Origin of the sequence: Robertmurraya dakarensis (assembly GCF_900156875.1) — a bacterium.
Lineage (GTDB): Bacteria > Bacillota > Bacilli > Bacillales > Cytobacillaceae > Robertmurraya > Robertmurraya dakarensis.
The window spans coordinates 861,974-874,855 of record NZ_LT707409.1 but is presented as its reverse complement, the minus strand read 5'-3'; the positions used below and the strand labels follow the sequence as shown (position 1 = coordinate 874,855).

At 39.5% G+C, this 12,882-nt stretch carries 16 protein-coding genes and 1 riboswitch; of the genes, 1 reads left to right on the top strand and 15 read right to left on the bottom strand.

Annotated features, from left to right (window positions below):
- Positions 1–58: 58 nt before the first annotated feature.
- The 9 genes from CZ487_RS13250 to CZ487_RS27170 all read right to left on the bottom strand — a co-directional run bounded on the left by CZ487_RS13250 (position 59) and on the right by CZ487_RS27170 (position 6,916).
- Positions 59–283 (bottom strand): hypothetical protein, encoded by a 225-nt coding sequence (locus tag CZ487_RS13250; protein ID WP_077212620.1) that lies wholly within the window; start codon positions 281–283, stop codon positions 59–61.
- 15 nt (positions 284–298) lie between these two features.
- On the bottom strand, positions 299–838 hold the full coding sequence (locus CZ487_RS13245; RefSeq protein ID WP_077212619.1) for an aromatic-ring-hydroxylating dioxygenase subunit beta: 540 nt from the start codon (positions 836–838) through the stop codon (positions 299–301).
- Positions 804–2,222 carry an aromatic ring-hydroxylating oxygenase subunit alpha gene (locus CZ487_RS13240; RefSeq protein WP_077212618.1) on the bottom strand — a complete coding sequence of 473 codons (1,419 nt, stop codon included), beginning with the start codon at positions 2,220–2,222 and terminating at the stop codon, positions 804–806. The genes CZ487_RS13245 and CZ487_RS13240 overlap by 35 nt, the downstream gene beginning before the upstream one ends.
- Positions 2,223–2,238: 16 nt before the next feature.
- The gene (locus CZ487_RS13235) at positions 2,239–3,153 is read right to left on the bottom strand and encodes an NAD-dependent epimerase/dehydratase family protein (protein ID WP_077212616.1); all 915 of its coding nucleotides are present in this window, start codon (positions 3,151–3,153) and stop codon (positions 2,239–2,241) included.
- Positions 3,154–3,271: 118 nt separating this feature from the next.
- Positions 3,272–4,069: an ABC transporter ATP-binding protein gene (locus CZ487_RS13230; protein ID WP_202617833.1), complete on the bottom strand. Its 798-nt coding sequence runs from the start codon at positions 4,067–4,069 to the stop codon at positions 3,272–3,274.
- Positions 4,070–4,876 (bottom strand): ABC transporter permease, encoded by an 807-nt coding sequence (locus CZ487_RS13225; RefSeq protein ID WP_077215309.1) that lies wholly within the window; start codon positions 4,874–4,876, stop codon positions 4,070–4,072.
- A gap of 16 nt (positions 4,877–4,892) precedes the next feature.
- On the bottom strand, positions 4,893–5,909 hold the full coding sequence (locus CZ487_RS13220; RefSeq protein WP_077212614.1) for an ABC transporter substrate-binding protein: 1,017 nt from the start codon (positions 5,907–5,909) through the stop codon (positions 4,893–4,895).
- Between the two features lie 70 nt (positions 5,910–5,979).
- Positions 5,980–6,096: riboswitch (guanidine-I (ykkC/yxkD leader) on the bottom strand.
- 300 nt (positions 6,097–6,396) lie between these two features.
- Positions 6,397–6,723: a hypothetical protein gene (locus CZ487_RS13215; protein WP_077212613.1), complete on the bottom strand. Its 327-nt coding sequence runs from the start codon at positions 6,721–6,723 to the stop codon at positions 6,397–6,399.
- 46 nt (positions 6,724–6,769) lie between these two features.
- Positions 6,770–6,916 (bottom strand): hypothetical protein, encoded by a 147-nt coding sequence (locus tag CZ487_RS27170; protein ID WP_202617832.1) that lies wholly within the window; start codon positions 6,914–6,916, stop codon positions 6,770–6,772.
- 178 nt (positions 6,917–7,094) lie between these two features.
- Between CZ487_RS27170 and CZ487_RS27165 the strand changes: the two genes are divergently transcribed.
- A complete protein-coding gene (locus CZ487_RS27165; RefSeq protein ID WP_237562882.1) occupies positions 7,095–7,994 on the top strand; it encodes a hypothetical protein in 900 nt (299 codons plus the stop codon).
- A gap of 79 nt (positions 7,995–8,073) precedes the next feature.
- Here the strand turns inward: CZ487_RS27165 and CZ487_RS13205 are convergent, their stop codons facing one another.
- The 6 genes from CZ487_RS13205 to aspA form a co-directional block, all read right to left on the bottom strand.
- Entirely contained in the window at positions 8,074–8,709 is a 636-nt protein-coding gene (locus tag CZ487_RS13205; RefSeq protein WP_077212610.1) for a LysE family translocator, read from the bottom strand.
- A 167-nt stretch (positions 8,710–8,876) separates the two neighbouring features.
- On the bottom strand, positions 8,877–9,038 hold the full coding sequence (locus CZ487_RS26635; protein WP_154676034.1) for a hypothetical protein: 162 nt from the start codon (positions 9,036–9,038) through the stop codon (positions 8,877–8,879).
- Positions 9,039–9,104: 66 nt separating this feature from the next.
- Positions 9,105–9,545 (bottom strand): ASCH domain-containing protein, encoded by a 441-nt coding sequence (locus tag CZ487_RS13200; protein ID WP_077212608.1) that lies wholly within the window; start codon positions 9,543–9,545, stop codon positions 9,105–9,107.
- 600 nt (positions 9,546–10,145) lie between these two features.
- On the bottom strand, positions 10,146–10,622 hold the full coding sequence (locus tag CZ487_RS13195; RefSeq protein ID WP_077215308.1) for a GNAT family N-acetyltransferase: 477 nt from the start codon (positions 10,620–10,622) through the stop codon (positions 10,146–10,148).
- Between the two features lie 80 nt (positions 10,623–10,702).
- Complete coding sequence (locus CZ487_RS13190; protein ID WP_077212606.1) at positions 10,703–11,368, bottom strand: hypothetical protein; 666 nt, start codon at positions 11,366–11,368, stop codon at positions 10,703–10,705.
- A gap of 88 nt (positions 11,369–11,456) precedes the next feature.
- The gene (gene aspA / locus CZ487_RS13185) at positions 11,457–12,881 is read right to left on the bottom strand and encodes an aspartate ammonia-lyase (protein ID WP_077212604.1); all 1,425 of its coding nucleotides are present in this window, start codon (positions 12,879–12,881) and stop codon (positions 11,457–11,459) included.
- Position 12,882 lies beyond the last annotated feature (1 nt).

The window sequence follows — 12,882 nt, the reverse complement described above, 5'->3', positions numbered from 1 at the left end:
CCTCCTCTTTATTAACTAATATGGATATTCTCTCCTTCATTATAATTCAAAGATTTCTTTAAGAATCCATTTTTCTTGCTTCGAGTGGATTGGCCAATAGCTGTGAAAAAAATTCTGGTTTTTGCCAAACGATACTCTCCATTTGGAGAGCATCTAAGCGAATTCGGAGATCAAGGCCTGGTGATTCAATCTCCAGCCTTTCTCCATTTCTTGTGCTAACTTTCCTCACGATGATCGAGGCAAATTCATTTGAAATCCTAATTTCTTGTTTGTTTTGTTTCAAGTGTGGAACCCCCTTTTATAAAAATATCGCTAAATTGCTCATGCCCATCGTCGTATGATCAAGATAAACCGTTCGTTTCGCCAGTTTCCACCTGCCGTCTTCCTTTCTTAACGTGTCCTCCCGTTCACCCGAAAGAACATCATGGGAGACGAAGTCAAATTTGCTTCGATAAATAAGCATATTGCATTTCATTACCATCTCACATTTCGAATTCGGCTTGTCTACACTCACCAAACGAAAATTAGTCAAAAAATGGCGGGATCTTGAGGGAGGATCTTCAACAAAATTATAATCTGTATAAACTCTAGCCACACGCATTTCCAACGAAGCTTTATTCTCATTCATATGAAATGCCTGACTGCTGAACGACGAGTGTGCATTTCGCTCCCGCGTCGTCCTAATTGGAATTTGATAAGCAATATCGTCCGTTAAAAGAGTAAGCCATTTTTGGTAGTCACCGGCGTCGAGAATCTCTGCCTCAGTATAGAGAAACCGTTCCCCTTCCCTTACTAATAAATCCTTATCTACTAATTGATTTTGAATAGTCTTTGCCATCTTGTTTGATTTCAGCTCCTTCCTGATCCTTTTCCTCACCAAGCATATCCCTTAAATAAGAGGTGTATAAATACCTTTGGTTTCCTTCTCCATAACGTGGGTAATAGGCTTTTCCTGGTCCTGGCCATTTATCGTCTACTTCTGCAGTGCCCATTCTATACATGCCCATTTGATAATTAAGCTTTAAATTCTTTTTAGAAAAATGGTTCCCCGCTGTCCACGTAGCAGTTTCCCATGTTAATGTATCATCCATTTCAAAAATTCCCGACATGCTAAAATTAGTCATTCCTGCCCGGTATGAATCTTGTTTAAATTGCTCTGGTGTGTCTTTATACATAAACATCCAATTCCAAATTTCAATTTTATCTGGACCCAGCGGCCGCCATTGTCGTATGCTGAAAAATGGCACAGGTTCTGATTGCTGGTCAGATGTTACCGACATCACTAAGAAGGAGGAATTCGGATAGATATTGCCGAGCATTTCTTTTGAATCCCGGACAATCTCTTTCTGTTTTTCGTCTAATGAATCGAGGTCGAAAGTCTTATAAATATCCTTAGGAAAATTCCAGTATGGGAATTCCGTTTTCGAGCCGTCTTGATCCCTTTCTAATGCAATGCTGACACAATGACCATTACCGGCATGAATATGATAGCCTTTCATATTCTCGAACATCGAATAGGGTGTTGCTCCAATATCGGAAGCCGAGTGATGCAGAAAGATTAAGTGGTAATCATCACCACTGAAGTTTTCAGCGGCCAGCTTCCAGTTCGCATTTACCACCCATCTTTGTGGTTCAGCCAACACCTCGACTCCGCCTTTATGCAGACCAAACAGCATATCCAAATAATACTTTTGATCGGCCAAGTAAGTTTCAAGCGGCGGGGTATCCTGACTGAGACAGCCAAAGATGAAACCGTGATAGATTTCTAGTCTTATATGGATTAAGCCCCAATCTTCTTTATTTAAATCGTTATATGCCTGTCTTTGAGCTGGCATCCCGATCAGCTTTCCATTATTTTTATAAATCCACCCATGATAGGGGCAGCGGAAATGCGAGGTATTCCCTTGTTCAGCCTTACAGATCCGTACCCCTCGGTGACAGCAAGCATCCAGCATGACATTGATTTCGCCGCTTTCATCCCTGGCGACTATGAAAGGATCTTCTCCGATATACCGCAGCACATAATCCCCTTGTTCAGGAATTTCCGATTCATGGCCCAGAAAGATCCATTTTCGGCCAAATATTTGTTCTATTTCCATTTGATAGATTTCCTCATCATTAAAAATTCCAATCGGGATGATTCCGTCCTTGATCGAGTCCTTCATCTCTTCTAGGATTTCCGTCGCACGCGGATACCGATTTGCTAATTTATTTCTATTCATAAAAAACACTCTCCTTTTAATATGGATGGGATTCTAACCACTTCGCATACATTTCTACGCCGCTTTTAAGATCATAGACAGGCTGATACCCCAGTTCTTTCCTTGCTCTAGAAATATCGATTGTCGCATAACGATCTATTACCGAGAAATTTCCTTCGCCAACGTCAATCTTTGCTTCTGGATATAAGTCTTTTACCAATCCAATTAAATCACCGTAAGCAATTTTGTCACCTGCCGTAATGGAATAAACATAAGTGTCCAATGAATCCACTGTACACGCTAAAATACATGCTTGAGCGACATCCCTGACATGAACGTATTGGAAGCCGTGATCCCTACCTTCCGGCTCAATCGTCGGCACTCCATCAATCGCATTGCGAAGGAGCGTTTTCATATAACATTGCATGAACTGCCCTGGTCCGTATATCCAACCGGGACGCAGTGAAGGAATCTCCATTCCATAATGATTTCGATAACCACCTGCAAGTTTTTCTGTGAAAACCTTCGTTGCTCCATATACACCCGTTGGATGCAAGGGAATATCCTCATTTGTAGTTACCAAATGCTCATTATTCCCGTAAGCATATTCAGAACTTAAATTCACCACACGCTTAATACCACTTAGACGGGCAGCCTCAAACACATGCGTAGTCCCAACGGCATTCGTCAACACAGTTTGATACGGAATATCAATTGCTGCAGCAGGATGAGAAATCGCTGCAGTATGTATGATTCTTTCGACTTCGTACTTCTTTATCGTTTCGAGTAAAAGGGAAAAGTCAAGCAGATCCCCTTGTACATACGTTAATTGATGGTCATCACTCTCAATGGCTTTACGATCAAAACTAATGACACGATCTCCTCTTTCTCTAAGCATTTTCACTAAAGTGCTTCCTAAAAACCCCATTCCACCAGTAACCAATATATTCATATAAATTCTCCTCTCAATTTAATCTTTAAGAACAAGGTAACAGTTGATGCACTTCTGTTTGGCCAGATAATACGGAATGATCAACACTCCCCCTTCTTTTAAAAACTATCTTGATATTTTAATGTTTTAACAATGAAATAATATGTTTCTTCATTTTCATAAACCGATCGACATCGACTAATTCGCCGTCCTTAAATAACCCCAGATCGGCATCAATTTCTTCTGAAATTCTCCCCGGCCTTGCATCCATCACATAAATTCGCTGTGATAAAAACAACGATTCATCAATGTCATGGGTGATAAACACAATGGTGGTTTTTTCCTTTTTCCAAATATCCAATAATAGATGCTGCATGGATTGTTTCGTCTGTGCATCAAGTGCGCCAAATGGTTCATCCATTAATAGCACATCAGGACTATTGGCCATTGATCGGGCAATGGCTACCCGCTGTTTCATTCCTCCTGAAAGCTCTTTGCCATACGAGTTCGCGAATCGTTCCAAGCCAACTAGCTCTAAATATTTATCAGAAATCTCTTTTCGCTCTTTTGCTTTTAATCCTTTCAATTTAAGCCCAAATTCAATATTTTCACGAACTGTCAGCCAAGGGAATAGGGTATACGATTGGAACACCATTCCCCTTTCAGCACTTGGTCCTGTTACTTCATGACCAGCTACTCTTACATTCCCGGAGGATGCTTCTTCCAGTCCGGCCAGGATACGAAGAATCGTTGACTTACCGCAGCCTGAAGGACCCAATATAGAGACGAATTCCTCATTGTTCACATGTAAAGAGACATCTTTTAGTGCTTCAAAACGATTATTTTTTGTTTGATATACTTTTGATAATCCTCTAATATCAATCTCCGGTTGCTCTTTCCTAACTTGGATGATCTCTGATTTCAATGCCACTCCCATTTAGTTCCCTCCTTCAGCCCAAGGAAATAATTTTTTATTCGCCATGGCAAAACATCGGTCAATAATCAAACCTAATAATCCAATAACAATGATTCCTACAAAAATGGATTCTGTATCCAAAAATCGTTGGGCCTTCATAATGGAATAGCCTAAACCACTATCAGCAGCTACTAGTTCCGCCACGACTAAATAAGTCCAAGCCCACCCCATAATTAAGCGCATAGTTGCCATTAATTTTGGAAGCATAGCAGGAATGATAACTCTAGTAATCACTTGAAAGCGATTGGCCCCGAGAGTATAAGAGGCTGATAGCAAATCTTTACTAATTCGGTTTGTATCATCTGCGACGATTAACACAAGCTGGAAGAAACAACCGATAAAAATAACGAGAATTTTTGCTGGTTCTCCGATTCCTACCCATACCATGATGAGAGGAATGAACGCGGCTGCAGGCATATAACGGATAAATTCTGATACCGGAATGATGAGAGATTCTGCGAACTTAAATGTTCCTGCAAGGATCCCCAGTGGAATTCCAACCAAACATGCGAGGAGAAACCCCATAAATACTCGATAAACACTAATGCCAATTTCTCCCCAATAAGCGGAATCGACCATCGATAGTATGAACGAAATAACGACTTCAACTGGGGTAGGCAGAAATACTTCATCAACTAACTTCATGAAGCTGAGAGCATTCCATATAATAAAAAGGAAAATAAAGGTAAACAAAATCCCCAAAAGATACCACTTTTTCGGAATATCTTCTCGAATAGCTAACAGTTTATTCCACTTGTTTTTCTTCATTTTTTCTCCTCCTTCCCTATTCATTTTTTTCTAACTCTTTTTCTATAAAGGATAGATCAACAAATCCACTAAAGTCAGGAATCTCGTCAATGAATTCTAAGTCTTTCAAAAATTTAGCATTCTCTTCTGCTGTATAATAGAAGGATTCGTAGCTGCTTCCTTCCTTAAAGGCCGCTTGGTTTTCGTCTACTGTAAATAACCTGAATCCTTGCATTCCTAAATCTAATTCCGCTGTTGAGATCTCTGCCGCATCTGCGGTAATTTCGATTGATTCATCATAATGATTTTTTAAATACTCAATCCCCTCGAACCATGCAGCGGTAATCTTTTCAACCTCTTCTTTTCGTTCGTTAGCAACTTCGCCTCGTACGACAAATACATCCGAGATCAACCCAGGATAATCTGCAGAAGAAACAAGTTTATGTGCCCCTTTCTTCTCTACTGCTTTGCTTAAGGATGGCTCCCAAAGACCGGCTGCATCTAGTTGACCGGATAAAAATGCATTCCCAGCATCCGCTATCGATAAATTGGTGAACTGAATATCTGATTCTTTTAACCCCACATCATTTAATGCCGTAAGCATAAAGAAATGTGCGATCGTTCCGATTTCAGTTCCAATTTTCTTTCCTTTTAAATCTTGAATGGAAGTAATTCCGTCACTTGCAACCAAACCGTCGCCGCCATTGGAATTATCCATAATGAAAACAGTTTTTAAGTCAATTCCTTCGGCTAAAGGAGCGATTGTATCAAGCAAAGCTTGGCTGTTCCCATCGATTTTTCCAGTATTCAGAGCTGCAAGAGAATCTGAATAGACCGGGAACCAGACTAATTCAACTTCCACATCTTTTTCTTCGAAGAATCCTTTTTCTTCAATTAAATGCCATAAATAAAAGCTTGGCAGCGCACTAAAACCAATTTTAATAGGATCCTTTTTATCCTCCCCGCTTACCTCACTTCCTCCCGAATTCCCACAGGCTGTAGTAAACAATAACATTCCCAACAAAATACCTAACAACATTCGTTTCTTCTTCATCTTTCCACCTCATCGCTTATTTTTAATAGAATTATTTCTTTAAAATAAATAAGCCTGGGAGATTTGTTAAATCTCCCAGGCTTTTATCCTTCCGTGTTACAGACAAAAGAAGTCTGTACGCCATCTCTCGGACCAGTCTTAATGAGAAAAATGATCCATCATTAACGGAACCCTAGACAGCCTTTTTGTTTCCACCGATATTTCTTTTGGAAACCTTTATTGAATTGGAGGTTAAGCTTTATTTATTTAAAGTATAATGTTGCCATCTTTCCCCCACAATTAACATGTTAGATTTCCTGACATGGTTTTTGTGCTTTTTTAGAAAAAAGTATTCTTTTGTGAGAATTTCGGGTAGTTATACGACCTTGTCACAGAATCTATCAGGAACAGCTGCAATACAGATGCAGTTGTAAGAGGCTGTTTCCCCAGCGGTGGTATCCCAACTAAAAAAAATCTTCCGTCTTGGAAGATTTTTGTTTAACTTCTATTAATCTCCGCCTCCACCTCCACCACCGTCTCCTCCCCCGCTATCAGAGGATGCACTGCCACTGGAATCCCAAAATGAACCGAAGAAATCGCCATCTACAGAATCACTTTTAGAATAATGGGAAGCTCTTTTTCTTCTTCTTCTACTTTTCAAGAACAGATAAAAGACAACCCAGAAAAAGAACCCACCAAAGGCTAGCCATATGAAAAATCCACCATAATCTCCCTCTTTTAAAAATTCGATTGATGCAGAGATCCATAAGATTACATACAGGATTTGGAATATCCCTCGCAAGACCGCATACATCATCCATAAAAACTTCTTCATTAAACTCGCCTCCTTCTGAAAGGTATGCACTGTTTACTCAAAATCATTACGGTAACACACCCACTAACCAAACAATCAGATACATTGGAATGGCAACGATGATCATTCCCGCTAGTAAATAACTTAGTGACCTAATAATAAATTTAAATACATCAAATATAGCTCCTGCCAAGTCATCAACAAACCTCAGCACGAACATCACTCCCCCAGCTATAAATTGTTATCTAAATTTTAACATTAATTAAATCCAAAATGTGGCCTCTTCTGTCTCTTTGGGCAGCGGTAATCTTTTTATTCACTATTACGTATCACAACGAATGGTTTTTTATGTTAAATTTAACTAAAAGACGAAGTGATTCGAATTGAGGTGTATGATGAGGGTTTTTTTAAAATTATGTATAGGAATACTTATTTTCTTTCTAGTAACAGGCTGTTTTGCTGAAGATTATGATGTGGGCGTTCCTACTGCTCATTTGAATTTTGACCATTACACTGTTCAATTAGCTGAGGCGAATATCAGTTGGAAAACGGCGAGTGAAGATGCACAGCAAAGCATAGAAAATATAGCAGAATATGCTTCTTCACTAGATGAAATTATCGTTTTTTCAGGTCAAAAAGGATTTTTGAGCATTGAAGAGAACGAAGAAAATGGCGGCGATATTTGGACTGATGCAACGATTACAGCTGCCCTCTTAAAGGATGACAAACGAATTCAGCTTGAAATGAGCGACTCTGGTGAATTTCGATTTCCTGCTGACACCGGGAATTATATCTTGGAAGTAGAATTTACTAACTCAGCAGGCAAGGCCCAATATGTTGGAAATATTGTTATTGAACCTAAAAAGGAAATAGAAGATGGAAAGCTGCCAGAGTTCTTTAGTATGGACATGCCTTCTTTTAAAAAAGTTAACGCAGCAGGGTCCGATGGCATTGTGTTTGATCATAGTTATGAGGAAGTATGCTGGAATACTTGTGATGACCATAACAACTATCATTACCCTGATATTCATTCAGGAAATGTTGAAAAAGGCGATAAACTGCAAATTGATTGGCTTACGGTGAATCCCCAGCCTAGTGTAATAAACTTTATTCTCATAGATACAGAGAATGAAATGAGAGAGATAAAAAGGGAAAAGATTGACATCTTCAACACACCTTTAGAATTGATAGTAGATGAAGAAATGATTGGTTCTCAGTATGCCCTTGAGTTTTTATGGCTTGAAGGAGGTAAGATACAAGGAAGAAGTATGTTAAATTTTAGATTAGAATAGATTATTTATCATTTGACGAGCATTGAATATCCAACACTATAAAAATCAAAGAGCATTGTATGCCAATGCTCTCCTCTTCTTAAGATGCTGCTTTTGTTTGTAGTAGTTTAATCCCCATTGCGATAAAAACAATTCCCGTTAACTTATTTAGAACAGTAGAGACTTTCGTGTTGCCTCTTAATTTGCTGGTTGCCATAGAAGAAAAATAAACAGTAATTAAACACCAAATCCCCCCTGTCAGGGTAAAGGTAAGCCCTAGAATAATAAATGGCGCTGGTGTTGAAACACCTGAATTCGTATGAATAAATTGCGGTAGAAAAGCTAAGAAAAATAACGCCACTTTCGGATTGGTTACATTCGTGATCATCCCTTGGAGGAAAATCTTTTTATTGCTTGTATTTGGCATAGATTGTTCTTGTTTAGTCTTATTTTTTGCCAAAATCATCTTTATGCCTAAATAGGCTAGATAGAACGCTCCTGCAAGTTTGATTAAATTAAATAGAAAATCGGATTTCATTAAAATGACGGATAGTCCAAAAGCCGCTAAAAATGTATGAACCACGATTCCAGCAGAAATGCCAAGAGCCGAATAAATTCCTGCCGACCTTCCTTGAGAAATACTTCTGCTCACAATGTACATCGTATCTGTGCCAGGAGTTAAATTAAGCAAGATCGCTGTTACTAAAAAAACTTCAAAGTTCATAATTCCAAACATGTTTACACCCCTTCTTTTCAATATCTTAAGGCATGTAGGATTCAGTAATCAATACAAATTTGATACTTGGACTTAATTCTTTATTTACTAAAAGCAACTAAGTGTCTGTCCACCAATGTGTTATGAAGTGGCTGATGATCTTAACCGTCTGGTGAGAAAAAGTAAACTCAGCCTGTGTGGATCTTTTTATAAAAGAAGTCATACAGAACACCTGCTAACCCAATCGTTAAAATAAGGAATTCATAAAATTTGGAACCACTGAAAAAAGTATGATAAATACCTGTTCCTGTTGTTAAGTAAGCAAAGGAGGCCATTATATATCTTTTCATCTTTAACACCCGCCCCTATGGCAGCTTGGTCTAAAAGAAACGCTGCCCATTTATATATGTAACTACTTATTTTGGATATATTTTTTTGAACCGTTCACATACTACTAACATATTTGGTGAAAATTCCATATCGTATTCTTTTAATGCTTCGGTAAAGAACTTTTCGTGTGCATTCCACCAAAACTGGTAATCTCCTGCCCCTTCTGCTAACGCAAATGCCTCTGTAACCTCATTCATCGGCACTACTTCAACGGATTGAATTTGAATGACAGCGACTGGCTCGTCCTGACTATCTAGCACAATATAATATTCACCAGCTTGGGGGATCGCTTCTTTTTCTAACTCGTAAAACACAAAGCCAGAAGTGGTTGCAGTCTTCTTGCCTTCAACCACTAACTCTGCTAACCAATCAGGAGAAGCTCCAAATTGAAAAGCATCTTTGTATTCTTCACCTTCTAGTTGATTTTCTGCGCAGAAATGATTCCAAAATTGTTGAACCTTACTCATATATCAATCTTCCTTTTATAAAAATAATGGTGCTGGTCCCCAGTTTTTTATGAAGACCGGTAGCTTTTCTTGGTGCTGTTGTTTCGGTTCTCATCCTCTTGATGATGACCGGTTCTATCTCTTGCTGTTGTTGTTTCGGTTCTCATCTCCTTGATGAAGACCGGTTCCTTTTCTTGGTGCTGTTGTTTCGGTTCTCATTCCCTTGATGAAGACCGGTTCCTCCGCTTGTTGCGGTTGTTTCGGTTCTCATCTCCTTGATGAAGACCGTTTTCTTTTCGTGTTGCAATTGTTTCGGTTCTCATCCTCTTTATGAAGACCGGTTCCTTCTCCAGCTGCGGTTGTTTCGGTTCTCATCCTCTTGATGAAGACCGGTTCCTCCGCTTGTCGCGATTGTTTCGGTTCTCAACCTCTTTATGAAGACCGGTTCCTTCTCCAGCTGCGGTTATTTCGGTTCTCATCCCCTTGATGAAGACCGATTCCTTCGCTTGTTGCGGTTGTTTCGGTTCTCATCCTCTTGATGAAGACCAGTTCCTTCGCTTCTTGCGATTGTTTCGGTTCTCATCCCCTTTAACATAGGACCGGATCCCCAAATGAACTTTACTATAATTCTTTTATATACCAAGCATCCATCGCACCATGCTCAGAACCATCTAGTGGTCTTTCAAGCTGCTTGAAACCTAATTTGGTATAAAGGAGATTCGCAACTTCGAGTTTCTTCAACGTCTCTAAATAACAGTGTGTATAATGTTTCTTCGCGAAGTCGAGCGCTGCGTTCATTAGTTGCTTCGACAAACCGGTCCCTTGAGCTTCTGGGGTTATGTAGAGCTTTTGCAGTTCGCAAATCCCCCTCTTCTGTCCAAATGGTGCAATCCCTACACCGCCTACCACTTCATCCTGATCATTCACGGCAACCCAGTATTTTGCATTATATTGTTCCTTGTAAAATTGTGCTAGACTGCTCAGCTGCGGGTCGAAATAAGCGGTTCCTGGAATATTTAAGTTAAAAGATTCCAATGATGTTTTTATAATTTCCTCTATAGTTTGATTGTCTTTTTCTTCAATTTCACGAATCAGCACAGTTTCATCCCTCATCTTCATCATTAATTATTTCTCATCCTTCTATTCTATCATCTTAGTTCAAATTACCTGCGGCAGAGCTAATAAAGACTTTCACCTTTGCGGTAAGATTCAATAATTTTTGAATATTGTTGATCTCCTAATCCGTATTCCCTGAATTGATGGAGCAGTAAATTGACCAGTTCTTTTTCCTGTACATGTTGGTGCTCACTAATAAATTTCATAAGGTAACTGTCTTTATGAAGATAATTCAAATACAGTGCTACCCCCTTTTTTATAGGAGCTGGTTCAATATGTTTAGGCATTTCTTTAGCAATCAACACTTGTTTATAAAGAGAATAATATCCTCTTACCTCTATTTCAAAATGATGAACAAGTTCAAAATGGTCATCTACTAGATGAAGGTGAGCTGCTCCTCCATAGTGTGTAAAATCCAACCAAGCAAGAAGGGTTAGGAGATTTATTTGGCAAAACATATCAGTGTCGAACCATAGATTTATTTTATCAAAATTCCCCTTAAAAAAAGGCCTTAACGGGTCAAGAGTGATTTCAGAGTATTGTTGTATAGACACTTGATGAACTTTCGCTCGCATGTTTATGAATTCCTGCGAAAAAAGGTCATTGCATGTCTCCCCAAAACACATCGCTTCGTTAAAGGGTATTAAGATCTCCTCTTCAAGGAATTGTTTTTTCTTAAAAAAACGGTACATTTCCTGCCCATTTAGAATATGCACTGTTCCTATCAAGATCATCAACCCCCTTCCTATTTAAATATAATACAGGAGCCAGTTCCACTGTTAACAGCAGAACCGCCTCCTGTATAGGATTAATAAATTAATTATCGTAAAGAAGTTCCTCTGCGGCTATTCCAGGCTTGGTCATTTCGAAAGGATCAAGGATTTTATCTAATTCTTCTTCTGATAGTACATCATATTTCAAGCATAGTTCACGAACTGATTTACCTGTCAAATATGCTTCCCGGGCAATACGGGAAACGACTTCATAACCGAGATGCGGATTAACAGCGGTAATGATTCCTACGCTTTTTTCAACATATTCCTTCATTCTCTCTTCATTCGCTTCAATATTCACTAAGCAATTTTTGGTGAAAGTAGCGAAAGTATTGTTCAGTATACTAATTGATTGCAGTAAATTGAAAACAAGAACCGGTTCCATGACATTCAATTCAAGCTGGCCCGCTTCTGATGCCAGCGAAATCGTGTGATCATTGCCAATTACTTGAAAAGCGGCTTGATTGACGACTTCTGCCATGACGGGATTGACTTTCCCTGGCATGATCGAAGAGCCTGGCTGGCGGGCTGGCAAGGTGATCTCCCCCAAACCTGCACGCGGACCAGATGCCATCAGCCGCAAGTCATTAGCAATTTTAGACATATTGATGGCACATATTTTCAATGCTGCCGAGACTTCCGTATAAGTGTCCGTGTTTTGCGTTGCATCGACTAGATGTTCTGCTCCCACAATCGGTAATTTACTGATGTCTGCAAGATATTGCACCACCAATTTAATATACTTAGGGTTGGCATTCAATCCGGTCCCTACAGCGGTTGCCCCCATATTCACTTCATATAAATGCTGGCGTGACTGCTGAATTCGCTTGATATCTCTTTCAATGACCCTGCTATATGCTTCAAATTCTTGGCCAAGGCGGATCGGTACAGCATCTTGAAGATGAGTCCGCCCCATTTTGATAATATGATCAAATTCTGCTGCTTTTTTCTTGAACTCATTTTGCATCGTTCTCATGGTATCTAATAATTTTTCTAACAGGTTAAGGGTAGCAATGTGGATAGCCGTTGGGAACGCATCGTTTGTCGATTGTGACATATTGACATGACTATTCGGACTAAGTTCACCGTACTGCCCTTTTTCTTTGCCCAAAATTTCAAGGGCACGATTGGCAATGACTTCATTCGCATTCATATTAATCGAAGTCCCTGCTCCTCCTTGAATGGGATCAACGATAAATTGATCATGCCATCTCCCATCAATGATTTCCTGTGCCGCTTGTACGATTGCTTCTCCAATCCCAGGATAAAGCCGCTTTACGTCCATGTTTGCAAGAGCAGCAGCCTTTTTTACCATAGCAAATGCCTTAATTAGTTCATCATGGATACGATATCCTGTAATCGGAAAGTTCTCAACAGCCCGAAGAGTTTGCACCCCATAATAAGCATCCGCAAGTACTTCCTTGGATCCTAAGAAATCATGTTCCACTCTCACTTTTAAGTTAGACATA